Annotated in this window: 21 protein-coding genes and 2 tRNA genes; 4 read left to right on the top strand and 19 right to left on the bottom strand. The window is 43.3% G+C overall.

What is annotated here, in order from left to right; all coding sequences use genetic code 11:
• The 9 genes from ftsY to rpmB all read right to left on the bottom strand — a co-directional run bounded on the left by ftsY (window position 1) and on the right by rpmB (window position 11,178).
• Window positions 1–1,107 (bottom strand): signal recognition particle-docking protein FtsY, encoded by a 1,107-nt coding sequence (gene ftsY, locus ABF487_RS08635; RefSeq protein ID WP_263779933.1) that lies wholly within the window; start codon window positions 1,105–1,107, stop codon window positions 1–3.
• Window position 1,108: 1 nt separating this feature from the next.
• The gene (smc, locus tag ABF487_RS08630; protein WP_415635027.1) at window positions 1,109–4,651 is read right to left on the bottom strand and encodes a chromosome segregation protein SMC; all 3,543 of its coding nucleotides are present in this window, start codon (window positions 4,649–4,651) and stop codon (window positions 1,109–1,111) included.
• Complete coding sequence (gene rnc, locus ABF487_RS08625) at window positions 4,648–5,343, bottom strand: ribonuclease III (RefSeq protein ID WP_007745636.1); 696 nt, start codon at window positions 5,341–5,343, stop codon at window positions 4,648–4,650. Before rnc ends, smc begins: the two co-directional genes overlap by 4 nt.
• Before the next feature lie 85 nt (window positions 5,344–5,428).
• Window positions 5,429–5,680: an acyl carrier protein gene (gene acpP / locus ABF487_RS08620; protein WP_415625962.1), complete on the bottom strand. Its 252-nt coding sequence runs from the start codon at window positions 5,678–5,680 to the stop codon at window positions 5,429–5,431.
• Window positions 5,677–6,723, bottom strand: a complete 1,047-nt coding sequence (gene plsX, locus ABF487_RS08615) for a phosphate acyltransferase PlsX (protein ID WP_415635026.1) — start codon at window positions 6,721–6,723, stop codon at window positions 5,677–5,679. Before plsX ends, acpP begins: the two co-directional genes overlap by 4 nt.
• Window position 6,724: 1 nt before the next feature.
• Window positions 6,725–8,755, bottom strand: a complete 2,031-nt coding sequence (recG, locus tag ABF487_RS08610) for an ATP-dependent DNA helicase RecG (protein ID WP_415635025.1) — start codon at window positions 8,753–8,755, stop codon at window positions 6,725–6,727.
• 110 nt (window positions 8,756–8,865) lie between these two features.
• Window positions 8,866–10,530 (bottom strand): DAK2 domain-containing protein, encoded by a 1,665-nt coding sequence (locus ABF487_RS08605; protein ID WP_415635024.1) that lies wholly within the window; start codon window positions 10,528–10,530, stop codon window positions 8,866–8,868.
• Between the two features lie 9 nt (window positions 10,531–10,539).
• On the bottom strand, window positions 10,540–10,890 hold the full coding sequence (locus tag ABF487_RS08600; RefSeq protein WP_028291895.1) for an Asp23/Gls24 family envelope stress response protein: 351 nt from the start codon (window positions 10,888–10,890) through the stop codon (window positions 10,540–10,542).
• Between the two features lie 87 nt (window positions 10,891–10,977).
• Window positions 10,978–11,178: a 50S ribosomal protein L28 gene (gene rpmB / locus ABF487_RS08595; protein ID WP_007745617.1), complete on the bottom strand. Its 201-nt coding sequence runs from the start codon at window positions 11,176–11,178 to the stop codon at window positions 10,978–10,980.
• Window positions 11,179–11,465: 287 nt separating this feature from the next.
• Between rpmB and ABF487_RS08590 the strand changes: the two genes are divergently transcribed.
• Window positions 11,466–11,547 (top strand) — tRNA-Leu (locus ABF487_RS08590).
• Window positions 11,548–11,900: 353 nt separating this feature from the next.
• Complete coding sequence (gene brnQ, locus ABF487_RS08585; RefSeq protein WP_415632692.1) at window positions 11,901–13,265, top strand: branched-chain amino acid transport system II carrier protein; 1,365 nt, start codon at window positions 11,901–11,903, stop codon at window positions 13,263–13,265.
• Between the two features lie 89 nt (window positions 13,266–13,354).
• On the opposite strand, the gene ABF487_RS08580 is transcribed toward brnQ, so the two are convergent.
• Complete coding sequence (locus ABF487_RS08580) at window positions 13,355–14,302, bottom strand: hypothetical protein (RefSeq protein WP_415635023.1); 948 nt, start codon at window positions 14,300–14,302, stop codon at window positions 13,355–13,357.
• Window positions 14,303–14,552: 250 nt separating this feature from the next.
• Between ABF487_RS08580 and ABF487_RS08575 the strand changes: the two genes are divergently transcribed.
• Window positions 14,553–14,626: transfer RNA gene (locus ABF487_RS08575), tRNA-Thr, on the top strand.
• Window positions 14,627–14,718: 92 nt separating this feature from the next.
• Here the strand turns inward: ABF487_RS08575 and ABF487_RS08570 are convergent.
• The 6 genes from ABF487_RS08570 to ABF487_RS08545 all read right to left on the bottom strand — a co-directional run bounded on the left by ABF487_RS08570 (window position 14,719) and on the right by ABF487_RS08545 (window position 20,649).
• The gene (locus tag ABF487_RS08570; RefSeq protein WP_007745612.1) at window positions 14,719–15,675 is read right to left on the bottom strand and encodes a Dyp-type peroxidase; all 957 of its coding nucleotides are present in this window, start codon (window positions 15,673–15,675) and stop codon (window positions 14,719–14,721) included.
• A gap of 133 nt (window positions 15,676–15,808) precedes the next feature.
• The gene (gene serS / locus ABF487_RS08565) at window positions 15,809–17,125 is read right to left on the bottom strand and encodes a serine--tRNA ligase (protein ID WP_263779925.1); all 1,317 of its coding nucleotides are present in this window, start codon (window positions 17,123–17,125) and stop codon (window positions 15,809–15,811) included.
• A 46-nt stretch (window positions 17,126–17,171) separates the two neighbouring features.
• Window positions 17,172–17,843 carry an ATP-binding cassette domain-containing protein gene (locus ABF487_RS08560; RefSeq protein ID WP_415635022.1) on the bottom strand — a complete coding sequence of 224 codons (672 nt, stop codon included), beginning with the start codon at window positions 17,841–17,843 and terminating at the stop codon, window positions 17,172–17,174.
• An 11-nt stretch (window positions 17,844–17,854) separates the two neighbouring features.
• On the bottom strand, window positions 17,855–19,156 hold the full coding sequence (locus ABF487_RS08555; RefSeq protein WP_263779923.1) for an ABC transporter permease: 1,302 nt from the start codon (window positions 19,154–19,156) through the stop codon (window positions 17,855–17,857).
• Between the two features lie 86 nt (window positions 19,157–19,242).
• Window positions 19,243–19,887, bottom strand: a complete 645-nt coding sequence (locus ABF487_RS08550) for a deoxynucleoside kinase (protein ID WP_263779922.1) — start codon at window positions 19,885–19,887, stop codon at window positions 19,243–19,245.
• A gap of 93 nt (window positions 19,888–19,980) precedes the next feature.
• Window positions 19,981–20,649, bottom strand: coding sequence for a phosphatase PAP2 family protein (locus ABF487_RS08545; protein ID WP_263779921.1), 669 nt, complete (start codon window positions 20,647–20,649; stop codon window positions 19,981–19,983).
• 72 nt (window positions 20,650–20,721) lie between these two features.
• Between ABF487_RS08545 and ABF487_RS08540 the strand changes: the two genes are divergently transcribed.
• Window positions 20,722–22,038, top strand: coding sequence for an LCP family protein (locus tag ABF487_RS08540; RefSeq protein WP_415635021.1), 1,317 nt, complete (start codon window positions 20,722–20,724; stop codon window positions 22,036–22,038).
• Between the two features lie 50 nt (window positions 22,039–22,088).
• Here the strand turns inward: ABF487_RS08540 and rbfA are convergent, their stop codons facing one another.
• Genes rbfA through ABF487_RS08525 form a run of 3 tightly spaced genes read right to left on the bottom strand, consistent with a single transcriptional unit; the run spans window position 22,089 to window position 25,205 of the window.
• Entirely contained in the window at window positions 22,089–22,454 is a 366-nt protein-coding gene (gene rbfA, locus ABF487_RS08535) for a 30S ribosome-binding factor RbfA (protein WP_263779919.1), read from the bottom strand.
• Entirely contained in the window at window positions 22,447–24,957 is a 2,511-nt protein-coding gene (infB, locus tag ABF487_RS08530) for a translation initiation factor IF-2 (RefSeq protein WP_263779918.1), read from the bottom strand. The genes rbfA and infB overlap by 8 nt, the downstream gene beginning before the upstream one ends.
• A complete protein-coding gene (locus ABF487_RS08525) occupies window positions 24,954–25,205 on the bottom strand; it encodes a 50S ribosomal protein L7ae (RefSeq protein ID WP_412178724.1) in 252 nt (83 codons plus the stop codon). The genes infB and ABF487_RS08525 overlap by 4 nt, the downstream gene beginning before the upstream one ends.
• Window positions 25,206–25,224: the final 19 nt, after the last annotated feature.

Below are 25,224 nucleotides of genomic sequence, written 5' to 3'. Positions count from 1 at the left end.
TTAGATTAAATCCTTAAATAAACCGTAGACAAATTGGTCGGCGTCAAAGGGCGCTAAATCCGTGACTTTTTCACCTAAACCAACCCATTTGACCGGTAAATGCAATTCCTGTCGGATAGCTAAAACAATACCACCTTTAGCCGTGCCGTCTAATTTAGTCAGCACCAAGCCGGTCACGTCAGTCGAATCTTTGAAAAGGCGCGCCTGCTGCAAGGCATTCTGACCAGTCGTCGCGTCCAAGACCAGCAATACCTCTTGCGGGGCTTCCGGCAGCTGGCGCGTGATCGTTTTTTTCATCTTTTCCAATTCACGCATCAAGTTTTCGTTATTTTGCAAACGACCGGCTGTATCCACGAATAAGATATCATAGTGCTGGTCAACAGCTCGTTTAACAGCGTCGAATACCACAGCAGCTGGATCGGATTTTTCTTTTCCCGTCACAACATCGACTTGATCACGTTTTGCCCATTCAACTAATTGCTCGGTCGCGCCAGCTCTGAAAGTATCAGCAGCGGCTAATAAGACTTTTTTGCCTTGCTGACGGTACAATTGAGCCATTTTGCCAATCGTAGTTGTCTTCCCAACGCCGTTGACGCCGACAAATAAGAAGACCGAAGGATTACCAGCGGCAGCCATGTGCATACTGTTATCTTCACCATTGCCGGCTCGGTCATAAACGTCGACCAATTTTTCAATGATCGTTTCTTGAACTTCTTTTTTGCTGGTCGCGTTTTTTAAACGCACTTCATCTTGGAGTTCATCTGATATTTTTAAGGCAATTTCGAAACCGACATCAGCCGCAATCAAAGTCTCCTCCAGCTCATCAAAGAAATTTTCATCGACGGCGCGGAAATTGGCCATTAACAACTGGAATTTTTCAGCAAAACTTGACCGTGTTTTGGTTAAACCAGCTTCGTAATGATCTTCGCTGCTGGCAGAATCAGATTCTGCGGGCTTTTGCGGCGTCGAAGCTGGTTTGTTCTCTGCTAAGGTCTGATCTTCATCAGCCGATAAAGGCGCCAAAGCATCTTTAACTTTACCTAAAAAGGTCTTCTGCGGGGTTTCTTCGTCTTTTTTTCGTCCTAATAAGCGGTCAAATAAACTCATATCAGCCCTCCAATGCAGCTTTGGCTTGTTCCAAATCCACAGAAACCATTGTCGAAACACCTGGTTCCTGCATTGTCACTCCATATAATACATTAGCGTAACGCATTGTGCCTTTACGATGCGTAATCACGATAAACTGCGTCTTATTAGAAAAATCCTTCAGAAAACGGCCGAAATTGTCGACATTCGCTTCATCCAAAGCAGCTTCTGTCTCATCTAAAATCGCAAAAGGTACTGGGTGAACAATTAAAATCGCCAGCAGCAGTGCAATGGCCGTGAGTGCTTTTTCACCGCCAGAAAGTAGGGACAAACGCTGCAGTTTTTTTCCAGGCGGCTGAACGCGAATTTCGATACCACTCGTCAGAAGATCTTTCGGGTTGTCTAATTCCAAGCTGCCCTGGCCGCCGCCGAATAATTCAGAAAAAGTCGTCTTGAATTGTTCTGCAACTGCATCGAAAGTTTTTTTAAAGCGTCGAACCACTTCTCGGTCAATATCATCCATCACGGTCTGCAGATTCTCAGAAGCCTTGATCAGATCATCACGCTGGCTGATCAGAAAATCGTAACGGTCTTGAACACTTTTAAGTTCATCAATGGCGGCTAAGTTCACACTATTATGTTTAGCTAATTCCTCCTTCAAAGAGGCTGACTGGCGGCTAATATCAGCCAGACTTTCATCGGAATGCAAATCCAAGTGATCAATATCTGGATTTCCTAAATCCTGCAACTGCTGGTCTAGCTCAGTCAAACGACTAACGACAGCTGATTTTTTGGAATCAAGCTGATTTTTTTGATCTAATAGATGCCGCAATTGCTGCTGCTGCTCAGAAATAGCCTTTCTCAGCGCATCGGCCTGCTGCTTTAACTCAGACTGTTCGACAAGAAGCTGTTCACGTTTATCATTAGCTTCTTTTAAGGCTTGTGAAGCTTGGCCAGCGTCCGAAGAGAGCTGTATCTGTCTTTGAAGCTGCTGCAGCTGCTGATCAAGTGTTTGGCTTTTAGCTGCCTGCTGGTTCTGTTCTTGAATAAGCAGTACACGCTCATCATCAAGTTCTTTAAGACGTTTCTCATCGGCCTGTTTCTGTACTTTAAAGGCAGCCAGTTGTTCTCTGGCAGAAGCTAGACGATCATTTTGCTGGTGTGCCGAAGATTGTGCATCAGCCAGATTATCTGTTAAACGATGAATCGTCAGACGCAGCTGATCATTTGTCTGCTGCAATTTTTGCAAACGAACCGCGGCCGATTGCCGATTTTGTTTGGCTTGGGATAAATCCGTCTTCAAGGTATCTTCTTCTAGCTGATTAGCTTTTAACTGCTTAGCCATTTGCTGAAGCGATTCTTCAAGTAAACCCTTCTGAGCACTTTGAAGCTGCAAACGTTCTTTATCCGCTAACAGCTGGTTGCGTAATTTAACAAAGGCTGCTTCTGCTGCCGCAATTTCGCGCTGCTCTGTCAGCACATCCTGATTAGCTTGAATGCCCTGCTGTTTAATTTGGTCTAATTGCGCTGATAAACGGTCCAGCTCAGCTCTTTTAGACAATAATCCGCTTTGATGGCGATTGGCACCACCGGTAATTGATCCGCCAGCGTTAACCACATGTCCATCAAGCGTGACAATCCGGCAACGTTGGTTAGCCGTCTTTGAAAGACGAAAGGCAGCTGGTAGATTCTCGGCAATAACTGTTGTCCCTAGTAAATTTTCAATAATAGCTGAAAATTGATGATCGCGTTCAATTAAGTCGGTAGCCAGGCCAACATACTCGGATTCACCATCCAGACGCTGTAAAAGATTTTCAGGCAGATAACGCGCTTTAATCGTCTCAATCGGTAGGAAAGTGACGCGGCCCAAACGACGTTCAGTCAAAAAGCTGATCGCGTTTTTTGCCGTTTCCTGTGTATCAACCACGATGTTCTGTAAGCCTGCGCCCAGTGCCGTCTCAATGGCAAGTGCGTATGCCGGCGCAACTTTAATCAATTCAGCAACAGTTCCGAACAATCCAGGAAATTGGTTACGACTATTTAATAAATTCCGAACGCCCACGTACAAATCCAAATTTTCATTGGCATTTTGTAGCGATTCCACCCGTACACGCACCTGATTATATTGGCTAACCAAATCACTATGCTTTTGATTTAATGTCGATAAGTGAGTTTTTTTCTCATTTAACGCTTTTTGCGCCTGTTGAGACTGAGCTTCTAAATCCGAACTCTGATCATCATCCTGCTGTTTGCCTTGATTAACAGCCTGTTTTTTTTCAGCAATTTCTTTCATTACCTGCTGACGGTTAAGGTTTAAGCTATCCAGTCGAGAAGTCATACGCATCTGATCCCGATCTAAATTGGTCAGCTGATTGGACAATGTAGCAGCATCCTGCATGGATTGCAGATACTGGCTGCGCGTATTTTCCAATTGATCCTGAGCCGTTAAATCCCCACTATCGGCTAATTCCTGGCTGATATTATGGACAGCATCCTGAGCCTGAATCAATTGCTCCTGCAATTCAACAGTCTCAATATGCAAACTATCAGTTTGCTGATCCAGCTGTGCCAGCCGCTGCGTGTTCTTCGCCTCATCATCTTTAAGGTTTTTCTTATTCTGCGTCAACGAAGCAATTTTTTGTTCTTGGAGCTGATGCTGCCCGATAGCATGCTCATAGCGCTGGGTCAAAGTCTCAATCGTACGGTTCAATTCTAATAAATCATGATCCAAGCCATTGGTACGTAAATTCGTGTCCGTCTGCTGCTGGTCTTGATCCTTGAGAGCTTCTTCCTGTTTCTGAATTTTAAGCAAGAGTTGCTGCAAATCATCTATAAACTGCTTTTCTTTTTGCGACAATTCTGCCCGGCTGCGAACCAATTTAGCTAGATTCAGTTGGTCAAATTGTTTGCGAAGAGCCAAAAAAGCTTCCGCCTCTTCGGCTTGGTCCTTGAGAGGCTGGAGACGATCAGAAATCTCTTTGACAATATCTAATAAACGAGCCAGATTTTCCTGTGTTTGTGCTAACTCATTCTGACTTTTTAATTTATTCTGCTTGTATTTAAAAACACCAGCGACATCTTCGATAATCGCTCGTCGGTCCTCAGCTTTGGCATTAAAAATTTCTTCTACTTTGCCTTGGTTGATAATCGAAAACGATTCCCGACCCAATCCTGTATCAACAAATAAATCCGTAATGTCTTTTAAACGAGATTTAACCCCATTAATTAAATATTCGGCTTGGCCATCGCGGTATAGACGCCGGGATACCTGTACTTCATCAAAATCTGTATGTAAAAAATGATCCGAATTATCAATCGTCATCGTGACCATAGCGCGGCCGAGTGCTCGGCGATTTTTTGAACCGCCGAAAATGACATCAGACATCGTGCTGCCGCGCAATCCCTTTGCAGATTGTTCGCCCATTACCCAACGGATGGCCTCAATGATATTGGACTTTCCCGAGCCGTTTGGACCGACAATACCGGTCATGCCAGGCATGAAATCAATGACTGTTTTATCAGCAAAAGATTTAAAACCATTAATTTCCAGCGACTTGAGTCTCATTTCGGAAGAACATCCCCATAGGCCACTTTAGCCGCTTTTTTCTCAGCAATTTTAATTGACCGGCCCGAACCAGAACCCAATGGCTGACCGTCTACAAAGACAGCAACCTCAAAGTGCGGCTTTTGCGCGTCAGACAAATCTTCTTTGACCACTTTGTATTCGATATCGACAGAGCCGTCTCTTTGCAATAGTTCCTGTAATTTGGACTTATAATCGATGAACTCTTCAAAAAACCCTGCATCAACAGCTGGGAAAAAAATCTGATTCAAAAAATCAAAAACAGCTTTCGCACCTTGGTCTTTATACAAAGCACCTACAAAAGCCTCCCAAATATCCTCCAATAAACCATCACGATTACGCGCACCGGACAACTCTTCGCCTTTGCCCAATCTAATATAACGGTCAAAATGAGCCAGTCTGGCAAAATGCGAAAAAGACTTGCTTTGGACCATCGCAATACGCATCTCGGTCAATTGGCCCTCTTCCCAATCCGGATAACGCGTAAATAAATAATCAGCCACAATCAGCTGCATGACAGAGTCGCCCAAAAACTCGAGTCTTTGATAATCACGCCCGCCTTCCTCGGGATGCTCATTGAGATAATTGCCTTGTGTGAAGGCTTCTAATAATAATTTTTGATCGGAAAACTCAATTCCGAAGTCTTTTTTAATCGATTCTTGAATACTAGCCATTAACTTGTTAATTATATCAAAAAGCCCCCCAGACAAGGAGGCATGAAAGTTTTAACGTCTGATTAATTGCAACAAACTAACTCTTTTATGATCTTTTACTCACGTGATCGTACAAATAATCAACTGTTGACTGAAAGGTAATCAATTTGGTTGCATCATCGTCAGAAATCTCGATATCGTACTTGTCTTCTAATTCCATGACTAATTCGACAAAATCAATCGAATCGGCATCGACATCTTTTGTAAAATCCAAATCTGGTGTGATTTTGGATTCCGGTAAATTAAAACGTGTTGATACTTCTTTTGTTAACTGAGCAGCAATTTCTTCTTTTGTCATTTTTCCTCCACATGAACTTCGAACTGGTCTTTATTTTCCTGAACATATTTCGTGATATCCGCCACCAAATTAACCTCAAGAATCGTTTTAATTTGACCAATCGTATTTGCGACAGCCTTTGCTTTGGCTGAACCGTGCGTTTTAACCACTGGTGCTTTTAAACCAGCAATAACCGCACCCCCAGCATTATTATAATCCAGAACAGAAGCGAATTTTTTCAGTGCCGGCTTGACCAGTGCGGCCCCGATTTTAGTCTTTAAACCGCTGTTAACCAAGACATTTTTCAGCCCAGCAAACATCGTTAAAGCCGTCCCTTCAATCGCTTTAAGTGCTGCATTGCCAGAAAAACCGTCAGCCACAACAACATCAGCGTGACCGTTTAATAGTTCACGGCTTTCAATATTGCCGGTAAAATTCAATTCCTTGATATGCTTTAATAGCTGATGTGCTTCGATATGAATCTTATCGCCCTTATCTTCTTCAGCGCCATTATTCAAAAGTCTGACCTCAGGGTTCGGGCGTTTTAAGACATGTGTGGCATAGAAATCACCCAAAACAGCAAACTGTACCAAATACGGTGCTTTTACTTCAGCGTTAGCACCAACATCCATAAACACCCATGAACGCTGCGGGTCGTCTACAGAAGGCATCACAGTCAATAAACCAGGTCGTTGAATGCCATCAATCCGGCCCACGATAAAGATGCCGCTCGCAAGCAAGGCACCGGTATTACCAGCTGAAAACAGTGCACCCGCTTTGCCGTCTTTAACTGCATTAGCAGCCACGACCATCGAAGAATCTTTCTTCCGGCGGACTGCTTTAACCGGCTCTTCGCCCATTTCAATGCTCTCAGTGGTATTGATGATAGTGAGCCTGTTTTGATCACTATCACCAATAATCTCTAGAATCCGGCCTTTATCCCCATATAAATCCAATTGCAGATTATCATACCGGTCTCTAGCGATTAAAGCGCCCTTCACAATTTCTTCAGGAGCGTTGTCGCCCCCCATTGCGTCGATCGCAATTGTATATAATTTACTCATCTTAGTCAAAGTCCTTATATCGATACATAGTCAACGACAAATATTTTACCAGTCCGGCATGGTCTTTGTCAGAATCCCAGTGCGGCTGCCTCGTAATCTCGATTGCGGCTTGCTGAGCGATCTCCATCATTTTTAAATCATGCACCGGATCGCCTACATTGAATTCCGGCAGACCAGCTTGTTTGACACCGATCATATCGCCGGGACCGCGTAATTGTAAATCTTTTTCAGCTAATTGAAAACCATCTGTCGTGGACTCGATGGCTGTCATCCGATCAATCCCATACTGCGTCTTGGGATCGGAAATCAAAATCGCATAGGACTGCTTACCACCTCGTCCGACTCGACCGCGTAATTGGTGCAGCTGCGCCAGTCCGAAACGATCCGCATCCAAGATAATCATAATGGTCGCGTTTTTAATGTCTACACCCACTTCAATGACCGTTGTTGTAACCAGTAATTGTGTCTTATTAGCAGCAAAATCTGAAATCACTTGCTGTTTATCCTCATTTGACATACGGCCGTGCAATAAAGCCACATGATAAGGTGCCATTTCTGTCTGCAGCTGATCATAAACCAATAAAGCATTTTGTACGTCCAGTGTCTCCGATTCCTCAATTAAAGGTGTCACCACATAGACTTGTGCACCAGCAACAATTTGCTTTTTTACCCATTGGAAAACATTGTCAGTTTGATTAGATTTAACCCATCGTGTGACAATACGCTTCCGGCCGCTTGGCAATTGGTCAATCGTGGAAACATCCATCTCGCCGTAAGCGGTAATGGCTAAAGTCCGTGGGATCGGGGTGGCTGTCATGGCTAGAATATCCGGATTCTGTCCCTGTTCCCGTAAAGCTGCACGCTGCTTGACACCGAATCGGTGCTGCTCATCAACAACAGCTAAAGCCAAATTATGAAAATGCACGTCTGGCTGAATCAGGGCGTGAGTACCCACAATAATATCAATCTCGCCCGATTGCAAGTCCTGCAGGATCTGTCGGCGGGCAGCTGCTTTTAGGCCGGATGTGAGTAGCTCAACACGCAAATGCAGGCCGCAGGACTCATATAAATTGCTCAAATTAATGGCATGCTGCTGAGCCAAAATTTCGGTCGGCACCATAATCGCAGCTTGAAAACCAGCGCTATAGGCGGCAAGCATCGTGACAGCAGCCACGATCGTTTTACCAGACCCAACATCCCCCTGCAGCAGGCGATTCATGTGGATCGGTGCGCTTAAATCCTGAAGAATTTCGTCCAGCACTTTCTGTTGAGCATCAGTCAGGCGATATGGCAGCCGCTCAACAAAATCCTGTAGGACTTGGTTATCATAATTGACTGCTCGCCCTTGGTGTTCCTGAGCAGATAACTTCAAAAGCTGCAGACGCATTTGAAAAATAAAGAACTCCTCAAAAGCGGCAGAACGGCGTGCCAGACGAGCCTCCTCGGCATCATTTGGAAAATGCATATCGTGAATCTGTTTTTTCCGAGGCTGCAAACGATATAGCTGACGTAAATCAGCTGGTATCAGATCTTCAATTTGGTCGGCATAGAGACTGTAAGCTTTTTGAATCAGCTGCTGAATTGTTTTTGCATGAATCGCTTGGCTGGAAGGATAAACAGCTGCCAACGAATTCTCAGCCAAATTGATAATCTTTTGGCCGGCTAACGATGCGTGAATCGCATCATAGGTCCCAAAAACAGCGATTTCCTGCTCTACTTCAACACGTTCTTCCAACCATGGCTGATTAAAAAAAGAAACAGAAATATTATCATGGGCAATCAGCAAGTGGAATGAGAGCCGGGATTTATGATAACCAAAATGCGTCAAAACCGGGGGTGAACTGACAATACCCTTAAAAGTAACTTTTTGGCCATCATCCGTTTGGCTGGGCAGACGCGTCTCAAAGTCATCATAGCGAAAGGGATAATAAGTCAGCAAATCCTCAATGTTTTCAATTCCTAATTGCTTCAAAGCCTCAGCGCGTTTATCGCCAACACCAGAAAGTTTTGTAATTGGATCAAAAAGACTCACAGAAAGATTATATTACTTCCACTGTTCAATTTTGCCAAGAGCTCTTGGTGGCGGGCCAAACAAAAAATCCGCCTAGGACGGATTTTGATGCTGTGTTATGAACTAAAAAATTATTCAACCGAAATCAAAAATGGATATAAAGGCTGATCACCCTCATGAACTTCAGTTTCCAAATCACTATTCAACTTAGAAATTGCTTTTACTAATTGGTCAGCTTCTTTTTCATTAGATTCACTGCCATAGATAACTGTGACAATTTCAGAATCTTCATCAAGCATTGTTTTGACTGCATTAACAGCCACATCACGAATCTTTCGACCATTCGCCTGAATCTTGCCATCGACAATCGCAATGTACTCACCGCGTTTGATATCTTTGCCATCTAAAACAGTATCGCGAACAGCTTTTGTAATTTCAGCTGATTTGACCGTATTCAGCTGATCAATCATTTCCTTGGCATTCTCTTTAACATCAAGCTCCGGATTATAACCCAACATGGCTGTCAAACCTTGCTGAATGGTCTTGGATTTGACGATCTCAACAGGTACTTTTGCCATCTCAGCGGCCTGGCTGGCTGCCATAAAGATATTGCTGTTGTTAGGAAGAATAATCGCTTTTTTGGCACCACTAACTTTGATTGCATTCAATAAATCCTTGGTTGATGGATTCATGGTCTGGCCGCCTGTAATTACATCAGTCACACCCATTGACTCAAACAGTTCAGCCACACCATGACCAGAAGCAACCGTAATTACAGCCGTCTCAACAGGTTCTCTTTTTTTCTCAGTCTGTTCTTTTGCAACACGATCGATCACAGCCTGCTGCTGATCTCGCATGTTATCGATCTTGACCCAACGAATCGAACCGTAATGCGTCGCCTCGGTCAAAATGGCACCAGGATTTTCTGTATGTACATGTGTTTTGACCAAACCATCGTCAGCGATAACAAGCAAAGAATCACCCAGTTCACTCAAATCTTTGTAAAAATCGTCGTAACTCCAGTCACGATCATAAGTTGTTCCCTTACCAGTCTCAAAAAGAACTGTCGTGCAGTAGCCATATTTAATATCTTTAGGATCCAAGGAAACCTGTGCGTCAAACTCATCGCTCTTTTCATCGAACTGAGCCATATCTGGCGGCGTATCCAAATCATCTTGTGTAGTCTTGCCGGAAAGCACCTCATACCAAGATTGAAAAACAAAGACTAATCCTTGGCCGCCGGAATCAACGACACCAACCTCTTTTAGAACAGGGAGCAACGAAGGTGTCTTAGCCAATGCTTTTTTTGAAGCATCGTAAGTCGCCTTGCTGACTTTAATTAAATCATTGGATTTAGCTGCAGTCTGCCCAGCTGCGGCTGCCGACTCGCGAATAACCGTTAAAATCGTGCCTTCGGTCGGCTTCATAACAGATTTATAGGCCGCTTCAGCACCAGCCTTCAACGCATTAGCAAACTGCTGTGCATCCAAGGTATCGAAGTTAGCAATGTATTTTGTAAAACCGCGCATGATTTGCGACAAAATAACACCAGAATTGCCACGCGCGCCCATCAAAAGCCCCTTTGACATCGCAGCCGATAAAGCGGCGACAGATGTTTCCGTAGAATCACGCTCGTATTGAGCTCCGGATTGCATCGTCAGACTCATATTGGTGCCTGTGTCGCCATCCGGCACCGGAAACACATTCAATTTATTTATATGCTGCGCATTTTTCGTCAAAATTTGGGCAGCAGCATTGATCATCCGACCAAATTCAACATTCGTAATTATTTCCATTTGATCTCCTTAGGCGCGGATGCCTTCGATAGTGACATTTACTTGATTAATGACAACACCCAGATTTTTCTCCAAAGCATAGCGAACCTGCTTTTGAACGGCTTTTGAAACTTCGGAAAGCTTTGCACCATATTCAACAACAATATGAACATCAATGGTAAGCTGATCCTTCTCTTCGGATACTAGAATACCGCGTCCATAATTAGGGCGCTGCAAAACCTGATTCACACCATCTTTGAAAGACTTTGATGCCATACCAATCACACCAAAGGATTCAGAAGCAGCAGTTCCGACGATCGTCGAAATAACATCATCATCAATATTTACTTGGCCAATCTTGGTCTTCATCTTTAGGCTCATGATTTTACCTCTGATTAAATTTTAACAGTCTTTTCGAATTTGGCTTTTCGCTTTAAGATATAAAAAAACCGCTTTCAGCGGCCCAATTTATACGCGTTCGATAGAACCATTCTTCAAACCTGCGCGCAAAGTACGAGCAGTCAGATAAACGGTCTTGGGAGCGTCGCCGTTAATCTTAACGGTCACTTTTTGCAAATTCGGCTTCCACGAACGGCGATTGGCATTCAAAGCGTGCGAACGCTGATTACCAAAACGAGTCCGCGCGCCGGTGATAGCATCTTTTGCCATGGCGTCCTCCTTACATGTAACTTTTAAATTTTATATGATTTGTGCCTGAATTGCAAATCTTGAGTCCTGAAAAGCTTTAATATTCGTTTAACTTGTTTTTTAAATTGTTTTAATGTTGGATTTCGATAATGATCTTGTTCCAAAGGACGCCCCAGAGGAACGATTTTCATAAATAACTATCCCTTCCAAAATTATAAAACTCTCTTTATAAAAATCCCTTACACCGACCAGCGTCGGTGTTTTTTATTGCTATCAGTTGGGACAACATGCTAAAATATACAAGTTCTGCGGATGTGGCGGAACTGGCAGACGCGCAGGATTTAGGTTCCTGTGAGGCAACTCGTGCAGGTTCGATTCCTGTCATCCGCATAAAAAACGTCGATTTAGAGGCGTTACTAAGTGTTTTATAAGCAAATTTGCGATAGCCGATTTTAATCGGTTATTTTTTATCTTTAAGTGCAAAATATCACTTGACAATCATTACATTAATTGTTTTAATTCATGTAACCAATATTTAGAGGGAGAATTTCCAGTGTCTAGTCTTTTTTTAACTAAACAAGTCATTATCAGCGTCGTCATTATTTTGTCATAATGATGAGCTGTTATTGAGCTGCTCGTCATTTATCAAAGACGAGCAGCTGAGAGATTGAAAATTTTTCAAATCGGTCAACTGCAAAAACAGTTGACCGATTTTTTTATGGTAACAAAGGAGAAAATGAATTATGACAAAAAAAGAAAAAAGACGTAATACAGTTTTGCTGGCGTCTTTGATTTTCGGAATGTTTTTCGGGGCCGGCAATCTGATTTTCCCAGTTCAACTGGGTCAGAATGCTGGCGGCAATTGGGTCACGGCGACTCTTGGTTTTTTAATCACAGGCACACTCGTGCCTTTTTTGGCTATGCTGGCCGTCAGCGTGACCAATAGTAAAGGTGTATACGACGTTGCAAAACCTGTCGCACCTTGGTTTGCAGCAGTCTTTCTCGTCTTGCTTCATCTAACAATCGGGCCTTTTTTCGGGACGCCAAGAACTGCAGCAACAGCTTTTTCTATGGGTGCAGCACCCTTTCTGCCCAAGAATTTCCAAGGTCTTGGTATGCTGATATTTTCAGCTCTCTTCTTTGGCTTGGCTTACTTTTTGACAATTAAACAAAAGAATCTGGTTAAATGGATCGGCAAATACCTCAATCCTTTGTTTTTGGCACTATTAGTCATCGTCCTTCTATTAGCATTAGTACTACCGATGGGCAGTCTGCATCAGGCAGTTCAGCCGAGCTATAGCGGCAATCCCTTTTTCCAAGGCTTTCTTGATGGCTACAACACAATGGACGGTTTGGCCCTCTTAGCCTTTGCGGTCACAGTGGTTTACGCCGTACAAGGACTGGGTTATCAAAAAGAACAAGTACCCAAGATGCTGGCCAAATCTGGATTCTTCAGTATTTTAGCCGAAGCAGTTCTTTACGCAGGGCTGGTTTTTCTCGGCACCAGCAGTCTAGGCCTGTTCAAGGTCGCAGCAAATGGTGGAACAGCCTTTGCGCAAATTGTTCAGCACTTTTTGGGTAATGTCGGCATTGTCTTCACAGGTGTTTTGGTCACTTTAGCCGTTTTTACAACCGCGATGGGCTTGTGTGCCTCATTTGCTCAAGATATGCACCGGACTTTTCCAAAATTGAGTTATGCAACCTGGCTGAAAATCACAACGGTTGGGTCTTTTGTCACTGCCAATGCAGGCCTGACAAATATCGTAGCCTGGGCAATCCCAGTACTGATGCTCATGTATCCCTTGGCATTGGTTTTAATCGGCTTGTCTCTATGCGCAAAATTTTTCAAACGGTCCAAGTATGTCTACCGATCAGTTGTATTTATGACTTTGCCCGCTGCGCTGCTGGATAGTGCTGCCAGCCTGCCAACCGGAAAATTGCCAGTCTTATCTGATCTAGTTGCGGCTTACCATCAATCCGTGCCACTTGCGTCTCTAGGATTAGGATGGCTGCTGCCGGCCCTGGTCGGTGCTGTTGTTGGTACTTGCCTTTATCTGCTTTTTGACAAAGGGCAAAGAGCCGCGGTTAGTCAAACAGAAGCAAACTGAGTATCGTTTGTGTATTGAATATATTTTAAAAAGGTCCCCATTTGGGGACCTTTTTTGAGTGGCATAACAATCAGAAATGAAATCATTACTTAAGATAACGAATTGATATGCTTTTTTGAAAAAATAAAATATCCCAATATCAAGGCCCCAAAAACGTACTCAGCTGTCAGTCCCAATGACAGTGGCAGACTGATGCTTCGATATGGCCAGGGCTCCAAGACCAGCTGATTTGTAAATCGGGAGAATAAGGACATGATCGCATTCTTAAAATCCGTTCTACCCAAATTCGGTATCACCGCCTGATAAATCAGAAAAATAACAATGGCAATTGATGAACGTTTGCATATCAGGCCAACAGAAAACCAAATCAAGGCAGTGACCACGCCGATCAAACAGGCCACCAAGACTGTAAGGATCATATCTCCGGCATTTAACGCTTGAAGAGAAATACCATATTCCGAAAGATCTCGTAATTTAACAAAATGCGGCAGAATCAGGCCTAACAAAGACGCTAAAACAGCAGCGAGCACATAAATGGCGGCAGTTGCTGCAAAAAGAGTCAGCACTTTGCCTGAAAAAACCGCTAGCCAAGTGTGATTGTCCAGTTTTCTTTTATAAGTCGCACTGGCAAAATCGTGTGTGGCAATTGAAATTCCCAAAATGCCTGTCAGGAGCGGAAATAGAACTAATCCCAATGAGCCAAATAAAAATCGCGTGAATTCAATGGAGTGGAGTTGATTTTGAGAATGAATCACGTTTTCGTAATTATAGCGTGCGCTATTATCCACTGTCGTACTGACTTGGCCAAAACGATTTGATTGTTGTTGGATTTGGTAAGGCTTTTGAATATCTTGATTGAATTCGGCCGAACTCTGATACATTCCACGAGTTATCTTAAAGGCCTGCCAAGAATCTGCCTGAGTATTGACGGCTTGAAATCCAGCAAAAGCGACCAGCAAGCAAATAATCACCAGAACGACGCGCGATATCTTACTTTTCAGCAGATACAGACTTTCTTGTAAAAAAGTAGTTTTCATATGTTTGTGCCATTCCTTTCTGTCGCCATGTTGTGTCTTCTATGATTTGATGATCGCAAATGACGTAAAGATGATTAATAAGATTGTCGCAATTAATCTCCTCTAGAAAGTTATTCGGAATTCATTTTCGAAAATAAAATTAAATTTAAAAGATAAAAAACAAATAGAGTTTTAGAATTTCAAAAAGCAAAGCAGCAGTGAAAATTGCCATATAGACTAAAGTTTGTTAAACTGTTTTAGTCAATTGATTGCCGACTTAGCTCAGTTGGCTAGAGCACCTCACTAGTAATGAGGGGGTCGGAGGTTCGAATCCTCTAGTCGGCATAAATCAGCCTGCATGACTGCGTTTCTAGCATATCGTTGTGAATAATTCAGACAAAAAAAGGATCCAATTCAGGATTCCCTTTTTTTATTGTTTAATTCAACTCACCAGCAGCAATTTTATCAATCAGATCCCGTGATGGAATGAAGAAGAGTTGGCCTGACAAAATTGTGGAGAATTTCAAAAGGAAATCCGATGTATCCAACATTTGCTGAAGCATCATCTTAGTGATATGCCAATGCCTAGCGTATCCCATGAAATAGGTACCTGTTTTACCTGAAGCCGGATCGGAAAAAGGCACGTTCATACGAATAATTTTTTGTTCCTGCCCATCAATTTCGATTTTAGAGCTCACATTATGCGCATTTTTAAATTTATCAGCATCCTCTAATTCCAGATCGCTGAATTTTTCGCGCCCAACGGCTTTTTCCTGATCTTCGGTCTTCAAATGATTCCAAAAATCCATATCGTGCTGCCATTTCTGGGCAAAAGCATACGAACCATTGATAAAATCAGGATCTTCATCACCGATTAAAGCGTAACCGGCGGCATCCTGTACGGCCGGTGCTTCTGTCCCATCGATAAAGCCGATAATAGCCCGCCCTTCAAAATAGCGAAAACCCTTTGTCTCATCAACAACTTCAGTGATGTCTTTTAAAAAGCGGCGAAATTGTGTCTGCGCTTCATAGACGACGGCCTCATTACTGGCACGAATATGAAAAAATATGTCGCCCTCGCTAGCTGGCATGGCGTACTCCGGACCGGTCAGGCCTTCATACGTTTCCAATTCTTTTGGCTGAGACGCATTGGGAAACAAGTATTCCCAAGCCTTCTTGCTAAAACCAAAAGCCACTTTCAAACCTGATTCTGTGGCTAAATGGGCATCACGAATTTTTAATGAACGGATAATCGCTTGCGACCGATCAGCGAATTCTGCAATGGCCTGCTGATCTTTTTGCTGATCTTTTCTCAGCAGGCGCAAAACCGTAAACTGCACATGTTCGCCCACATCTTTCCATACATCTTGTGCTCTATCTGGATTGATTGTCATTTTCTACCTCTTTTTTTACAAATTCGGCGATTCAATAAATATTGAAAGGATAATTCCACCGTATCATATCTGAAAGGGCAAATTAAACTCTTCTTTCAAAATAAAAAAAGCCTTCACTATAAGGCTTCATTACTTAATTGCGATGTTCTTGGTCGATCTTATCTTCGCCGAAATAAGGACGCAGAACTTTTGGAATTGTGATCGAACCATCTTCATTTTGATAATTCTCTAAAATAGCAGCAACTGTACGGCCGACAGCGAGTCCAGAGCCATTTAACGTGTGGACAAAATGCAAACGGCCATCCCCATCGCGATACTGAATATGCGCACGACGAGCCTGAAAATCCTCGTCATTCGATACCGAAGAAATTTCGCGGTACTTATTTTGCGTCGGGAACCAGACTTCTAGATCATAAGTCATGGCCGACCCAAAGCCCATATCGCCAGTCGAGAGGCGAATTACATGGTAAGGCAGTTCCAGTTTTTGCAGAATATTTTCCGCATTCACAGTCATCTTTTCCAATTCATCATAAGAATCTTCCGGTTTTGTAAACTTAACCATTTCGACTTTATTGAATTGGTGCAGGCGAATTAATCCGCGCGTATCTTTGCCGGCAGCCCCAGCTTCTTGACGAAAAGCCGGTGACAAAGCCGTGATATAAAGCGGCAATTCGGATTCGTCCATGATTTCATCGCGGCGCCAATTAACCAAAGCAACTTCGGCCGTCGGAATCATTGTCATAGCCTGGTCTTTGCCGACTTCATAAGCATCATCGACAAATTTCGGGAATTGACCAGTCGCATACATTGATTCATTGGTCACCATATAGGGTGTCAGCAATTCCGTGTAACCTTCGCGACGGTGTTCATCAAGCATAAAATTATAAATGGCGCGTTCCAAGCGGGCACCAGCACCGACATAGTATAGGAAACGCGCTCCAGAAACTTTGGCTCCTCGTTCAAAATCCAAAATTCCCAAATCCTCGCCGATATCATAATGTGGCTTCAGCCAATCAGGCGTTTTTGAGAAAGCAGCCGGACGGCCCGACAAATTAGCCGGTTCCCAAGTCCTTTGTTCCACGTTATAGCTGTCATCAGGACCCACTGGGACACGAGGATCAGCTAAATTCGGTAACTGTGCCTCTTGATCGTGAACAATTTTATCGATTGCCGTTACTTGTTGATCGAGATCTTTAATCTGGTCAGAAACGAGCTGCATATCAGCGATGGCTTTTTTAGCAGAAACGTCATCTTTTTCACGCTTGGCCGCACCGATTTGATCAGAAACTTGGTTGCGTTTTGCCTTTAACTGCTCAACTTCTTTAATCAGCGAACGCCTTTTTTCATCATCAGCTAGCAGTTGATCCAAAACACCATCAGCAACATTGCGGTCCAGCAAACGTTGATTTGCTTCATCACGATTATTTCTCAAATACTTAATATCTAACATATATTCGATTATACATTGGCAATAGAAAAAATCTTAAAAAGCATTCTTATTTAGTGCTTTGAGGGGACGATAATTTCTCTGTTACAAAATGGTGGTCTTGAAATTTAATTCTGACATCCGCTCGACTAGCAAGTTCCTCACTATTTGTGCTGATAATGACGGTTTTTTTCCATTCGTGTGCTGCTGCAGCAAAAGCCGTCAACAGTCTTTGAGCAGCGGCTGTATCTAATTTTTCTGTCGGATTATCGGCCAAAATAATTGGCGCATCAACTGCCAAGGCGCGTACCAAGGCGATCAGCTGTCGTTGTTCTAACGAAAGATCAGCGACGACCCGTTTCAGAAAACTATTTTCGACACCAACCTGAGACAATAAGTCCATCGCATAGCGTTTGCTGCCAGCATGTTTGGAATTGGTAATTGATAATGCTGACATAATATTTTCAACAGGCGTCATATAATCAATCAAGTTGCCATCAGAAAACAGTAAAGAAATTTTTTCATTACGATATTTATTTAATCCTATTTTTTGGATATTTTTGCCATTAAAGTTGACAGTTCCTGAAGTTGGAGACTTGAGGCCGGCTAAAAACAGCATCAACTCTCGCTGGCCGGTAATGGCGTAGAAACGTGCATTATCGAATTTAAGGCTGACATTTTTATAGAGATATTTTTTGCTGTGATCAGCGTATTGCGTCAATTTTTGAACTGTTAATGTCATGAAATACTTTTTTAAAATGCAATCCGATCAAATTTGGAGCGAAGAACAATAAACAATGAAAGCCCAGTGGCCACAGATACCATGATGATGCCTAAGACGACCAAAATGATTAAACTGTTAATATCAAGCGGCGTTGAAAAAAATGCGGGATGGGCAATAACCTGTGTACCAATCAAGCCGCTAAAGAAACTGCCGAATGCCCCGGTTAAAATCAAGGAGATCAATAAAACCAAGCCCGTTTCAATAAAAAACTGTCCGGCTATTTTTCCTTTTTTTTCACCCAAGGCCATGAGCAAACACACTTCTTTTTGCCGTTTTCTGGCCACGATCGCTAAAATGATGAATAAAATCAAACTGCCTGCAATCACGGCCGACCAGATCAAACGAAGTGCGGTTCTCGACAAGTCCTGAATCCAAGTAGTGACAGCCAAGTAGAGCTGGTCATTACTTGTCAGCTGCAAAGAGGCAGGAATCAATTGATTAGCTCTTTCCATAAATGCACGCTCTTGTTTACGATTCGCTAAAGTATAAGCTGCTTGGGTAACCACACCAGCATTGCCTGCCAGATTTGAGGCCAAACTATAGCTTGCAAAAATAGTTCTTGACGGATCCTCAAGGGCTCGAAACAAATGCCCATTAGCACCCTTAGCAGTATAAATGCCAACCACTTTAAGGCTGCTGACGCGGCTTTGAGAATTTCGTACCCTGATAATGTGACCGATATCAATATTATCCGCTAAAGCCAAGCTTTTTTCGATCACAACATTATGGCTGCCTAAATCAGAATTATAAATGCCGCGTCCTTTGATAATGGCATATTTTCTTGCTTGAAAGTTCGGATCGTCTAAATTCGTGGATAGACCGAAAATCGTGATTTGGTTGCTGGAAAGCGGAATTGTTGCTTCCACTGACTGTTTGCTGTTAGCTTTCAAGGGCGGCAGTCGAAAAGAAGCCGCTCTTACTTGTGTTTGAGAATGGATCTGATAGCTGACAACGTTATTGAGCTGCGCAAGCCGTTTGGCAATTTTTCGGCTGACTGCTGCCTGGCCAGAATCGGCGGCAGGATACGACCAAAAACCCGTACTAGCAAAACCGCTCAATAAGGCCTTTTGTGTAAGTTGATGATGACGAGACGATAAAATGACTGTATTGCCAAGGGGCTTTTTATTATTTTCGCTGGATTTGAGAAGTGCATTCTGAATACTTAGACCGGTTAATATCACGATCAGACTTGTGGTTGTGACCAAAATCAATAAAAGGCTTTTTCCGATTCTTCGTCGAAGATACAAAAAAGCACGTTTTATGTAATCCATAAAAACTCCTAACAGTAGCAGATTATTATTGGAAAATTAAAGGGTGCTTAAATAAGTATTAAATGAAAATTAATCCTGTGATCATCTCATCCAACCAGATTTCCGAGATCGAATAATTTTGCATCTATTTGTTTTAAAACTTCATCGGCAGCGGGCTTTGATTCCACAAAATCATACTTGTCGCCATTGATCTCCATCTTAGGGCCGCGATCATAGGAAGCATACCAAGCCTCGTAACGCTTGTTGAGTTCCTCGTAGTAAGTATATAAGTCAGGGTGAACCGAAATCTGTTCAAATGACCGCCCTCTTTTTTGAATCCGGTCCAGCATCGTATTAAAAGAAACGCGAACATGGATTAGCAAGCCCGGATCTTTAGAAGGCAGTTCCGTGAGCTTTTCCATCATGTTTGTCAGCAGCGACTTGTAAATCTGTACCTCAGTCTCTGTGGAACGGCCTAGATCTGCATTTAATTGAAACAGCAGCGCATCTTCAAAAATTGATCTGTCGATGACATCCAATTTATTTTCTTGTGCATTTTTAATATTATCTAAACGCTTGTTTAAAAAATAAATCTGCAGCAAGAAGGCATACTTCTTCGGATCGTCATAAAATAGCGGCAAAATTGGATTGTCGCTCACGCTTTCATAGATTGCTTTGCTTCCTAGGTGATTAGCCAGCAAAGCAGTCAGGCTTGTTTTTCCGGCCCCAATAGTTCCTGCTAAAACGATCATTTTTCCTCCTAAATGCTACTTTATATAATTTGACAATTTAAGCAGATAATGTCAAATCTTTTTATGAAATACATAAAAACGTGTAAACGCGAATCAAATCCAGCTGCCGCGAAAAGTTTTCAAACGAGAGAAAAGGCCTGCATATTCAAAATACACTTCTTCTGAAAAAAGAAACCAAGCATAACCCAGCAGCAGTGCACTCACAACATCCAGCACACTATTGTAGTGGAAAGCAATAACTGACAAGCAGACCAGAAGCAGCCAGAAAATCATAAACGTAATCGTACGATTTTTAGCCTTTCTGGCCTTTTTATTGAATTCTGGAACCAGCAAAACAAAGAAGAATTGCAGCAGCAGAAAAGTCAGCAGCACCGGCAGACTAGGAAATGTTTTTCCAATTGATACCGGCCTTCCTGCCAGCGCCGGCCGATGGATCAGCAGGGTCAGCAACGCATCGATAGGAAATGCAGTCAAAGTTGTCAGTAAAAACCAAAGAGCCGGGATTTTGAAGTTGCTGCCCCACATATAGAAAGCGATTGCCAAAATAAAAAGTACAATAATCAAAGGACGGCTTAAATGGGCCGCCGGCCATAGAATCACATGCCAAATAAAGCTATGGGGCTGTGAGAGAAAACGTGTTGCAAAGTCGTCAAACAAATTGATCATAAATGACGAACGCCACATCAAAAGAACAACGATCAAAAATAAGAAAGCAAAAATAAAAATTAAGGGCTTTCGTGCTCTATCCCGATCCACAATCATAATTCACCATCTATTGTAACAAAGCCGTAATCTTTAATGTTTTAAATTAGAACTTTAGATAGAATGTAAGATATGCCAAAAACCAAACCATTAAAAGCCGGAAGAGAACGCCGCCCCGGCAAAAAAAATAGACATTTAATCAGAAATATTCTCCTGACTGTTTTCGGAGTGTTCTTTATTGCAATCGGTATTACTTTTTTCATTGCCTATTCCAATATAAAAGGTGCCATCAATACTAATACATTTGTGCCGACGAAGTTGAAGAAAAGCCGTGACGTCAATTCCGTGTTAAATGATGGGCGGCCTGTTTCCATCCTGCTCATGGGTACTGATACAGGCGAGCTCGGCCGAAGCTGGGTTGGCCGAACAGACTCGATGATACTCGTAACCATCAATCCGAAAACAAAACGGACGCTCCTTATGTCAATTCCAAGAGATTCGATGATCGCCATCCCTGGTTATGAAGATACGTTCCCACAAAAAATAAATGCTGCCTATGAATATCCGGCAAATGGACAAGGGCATCCCGAAACCACCATTCGAACAGTACAGAAATGGTTGAACGTACCAATTGATTTTTACGCCGTCGTCAACATGGGTGCACTCGAAGAGGTTGTTAATCGGGCTGGTGGTATCAGCGTGAAATCACCGCTATCATTTGCTTTTTCATCAGATACAGCACACGCATATGGCGCGCATCTTTACCGTTTTACAAAAGATTCTGATCAATACAGCTATTATGCTGACGGCATTAACCTCACTAAAACTTCACGTGTGATGGACGGCACAGCTGCCTTAGCTTTTGCCCGTATGCGTTATGAAGACCCGCTAAGCGACTACGGCCGAACCTTGCGTCAGCGCTTAATTTTGGAAGCTATCGCCAAAAAAGCCGGTAGCTTGATTCCACAAATTATTAATCAGCGTTTTCTGAATTCAATATCAAAACAAGCACAGACTGATTTGAGTTTCAACGACATGCTGGCATTGGGATCAAAATATCGCAGCGCGATTAAAAGAATTGATTCTGACCACTTGCAAGGAGTCGGTTATAAGTATGGCCTGATTTCCTTTGAAATTATTCCAACTAAAGAAAGACAACGCGCAACTGACAAAATTAGAAAGTTTTTGGGTCTGCCTGCCGGACAAACCGGACCTAAATTTGCCGGAACTGTCAGCAACGGTGTCGTGATTGACGATGGCACACAAGACTCAACGGCCACAGCTGCCAGCCAGCAATCATATACCTATACACCGCCCGCTGCACCGGCAGCCAGTTACTCTTCCAGCTACACGGCTCCAGCCTATACAGCACCGGCTGCCTCCAGTACCGCTTCATCTGCCCCACCAGTAACCGGTGAATCTTCCTCATCCGACGATTCTACTAAATAGTGCAATCAAAAAACCGCAGGCAAACACCTGCGGTTTTCGTTTTGATCAGTTTACTTAGACTGTTTATTTAACTTAGCAATCAATTGTTCAATATGGTCGCCATATTCAATTGCTTTATCACGTTTAAAGACCAAATCAGGGATCTTAAAAGTTGTCATTTTCTTTGCCAATTCACGCTTGATGAGTCCCTTGGCAGCCTCTAAACCAGCTGCTGCTTTTTGACCAGAACTAGCAAGATCGGAATAAATGGTCCAATAGACATAGGCAATGGAAAAATCTGCCGTCATATCAATACCAGTAATCGTGACATCATCTAATCTGGGATCAGAGACCTGTTTGACAAGGATCTGACCCAAATCACGCTGGATTGTTCCTTCTACACGCAGGAGCCGCGGTGATTTCTCACGTTTAGGCATTTGCCTTGACCTCTTCCATTGTGTAGGCTTCGACCACATCGCCAACCTTTTCATCGTTGAAATTGGCAATCGTCAAACCAAGCTCAAAGCCTTTTTTGACCTCTTTAGCATCATCTTTTTCGTGTTTGAGTGAGGCAAGCACGCCATCGTACACAACAACGCCATCACGAACCAAGCGGATTTTAGCATCACGCGTGATAACACCGTCAGTCACCATACCGCCAGCAATCGTGCCGATCTTAGAAAAGTGAAATAATTGTCGAACATCAACCGAACCCAGATTCTTTTCTTTATAGACAGGTTCCAGCTGGCCCTTCATAGCGGACTCAACTTCGTTGATGGCATCATAAATCACGTTATATAGACGAACATCGACATGTTTCTGCTCTGCATCGGATTTGGCCTGACCCACCGGACGAACGTTAAAGCCAATAATAATTGCACCAGAAGCCTCGGCTAAATTAATATCAGATTCATTGATAGCACCGACGCCAGCATGGATAATTTCCACTCGAACGCCTTCGACCTTAATCTTCTTAAGCGAAGAAGCTAGGGCTTCGACAGATCCCTGCACATCAGCTTTGACAATCAAAGAAACTGTCTTCATCTCTTGTTTAGCCATCGTAGAGAACAAGGTATCCAGCGTCACAACCGTGCCGTTGTTACGTTCCTCTTCCATTGCAGCCTTTGCACGAGATTCACCCGTTTCACGAGCCTCTTTTTCAGAATCCATCACGACAAAGTGATCACCGGCTTGTGGCACCTCATTCAGCCCGGTAATTTCAACCGGCGTAGCTGGAAGCGCGGATTTAATATTGTGATGCGAAGCGTCGTTCATCGTCCGAACACGTCCGAATGTATTGCCAACAACAATTGGGTCACCAGTCTTCAAGGTGCCTTGCTGAATTAGCAAAGTAGCAACGGCGCCGCGACCCTTGTCCAGACGAGCTTCGATAACAGAGCCTCGCGCTTTGGCCGTTGGATCCGACTTCAATTCCATAACATCAGCCTGCAGCAAAATCATCTCAAGAAGTTTATCAACATTCTCGCCTGTTTTGGCTGAGATTGGCACTTCAATCGTGCTGCCCCCATATTCCTCTGGAACTAAATCATATTCCATTAATTCATTCACAATATTTTGCGGGTCGACACCTGGAATATCAATTTTATTGATTGCGACAATGATTGGCGTTTTCGCAGCTTGCGCATGGTGAATCGCCTCAATCGTCTGGGGCATAACACCGTCATCGGCAGCAACAACCAGAACCGTAATATCTGTGACATTAGCACCACGCGCACGCATTTCCGTGAAGGCTTCATGCCCAGGTGTATCAAGGAATGTGATCAGCCGATCATTCAATCGAGCCTGATAAGCACCGATATGCTGTGTGATACCGCCTGCTTCGCCTGCAGTCACATGTGTATGGCGCAAATAGTCAAGCAGGGTTGTCTTACCATGGTCAACATGTCCCATAATTGTGACAATTGGCGCACGGGGAACTAGCTTAGCTGGATCGATATCATTATCATCCTCATTAAAGAAGCGATCAATATCAGCAACATCAACTTCTTCTTTTTGCTTGGATTCAATACCATAATCAGCAGCCAACAATTCGATCGTATCAGCATCCAAGCTCTGATTTTGGTTAACGACAACACCTAGCAAAAAGAGCTTCTTAAGAATTTCGGTAACATCACGATGAATAATTTTGGCAATATCTTGAACATTCATGCCCAGACGATATTCCAAAACTTGTGGTAACGGCTGTTCCTTACGCTCATTTTGACGATTTCTCGCTGCCGTTGCTGCTGCGATACGCTGTGCTTTCTTGGATCCTTTTGGTTCAGACTTCCTCTGCGTGCCCCTTGCTGGACCGCTAACAAAATGCGTACCTGTTGTACCTGGTGTTGTCTGATTCCGACGGCGTGTATTATTTCGAGCCGAATTGTTGCCAGAAGCTAAAGCGCCGCCAAAACGGCCACTGCCATTTTGCGCTGCATTCGGTTTGTGGGTGTTATTATTTCTATTTTGGCTGTTCTGCGCATTAAACGGACGGTTCGCACCGCGATGATTATTGTGCTGATTGGTCGTGGGATGCTGATTGGGCAAAGGATTATGTGTATGTGTGCGGTGCAGCGGGTCATTGGCATTGCTATTGACAGAAGCTGGCCTGCCGTTGCCCCGTGGGCGTTGGCTTAACGGTCTTCTCTGCTGATTACGCGAATCATTATTGCCAGTACCGGTTGGCGCACTAGCAGATCCCGCTCTAATAGGACGATGATCTTTTGGTGCTGGACGGCCAGTATTAGATTCAAAACTAACGCGGCGCCGTTGACGAGGCTCTGGCGAATTCTGGGTTGATTCTCCTCTTCTCTCACCTTGTGCACGACTCGAAAGACCTGCTGAATGCCGACGCTGCGATGCTGGCAGTTCAGATTGAGAAGCAGATTGTTTTCGAATGTGATGGACCAATGGGCGTCGTTTCTTTTCTTCTTCAGTCATAAAGTCACCTCCTTTAATAACTCTTTGATTTTTCTTGCTATGCCAAGATCAGTAATGCCAAGAATTTTTCTGGGCTCTCCAATTGCTTGACTGATTTCTGTACTTGAAAATTGATTAACTATAGTAATTCTTCCTCGGATTAAATCTTTAAAATCTTTTTTTGTGTTTTCGCTTGCATCAGAAGCGATAATCGCGATAGCAATATTCTGCCTCTTAATGGCTTTTGCAACTAATTCCTGTCCAGTCACAAGCAGTCCGGCTCTTCTC

The organism is Oenococcus sp., from assembly GCF_047725585.1.
Lineage (GTDB): Bacteria > Bacillota > Bacilli > Lactobacillales > Lactobacillaceae > Oenococcus > Oenococcus kitaharae_A.
Note: the sequence above shows the minus strand (reverse complement) of the source record. Positions and strands in the feature narration are given on the sequence as shown.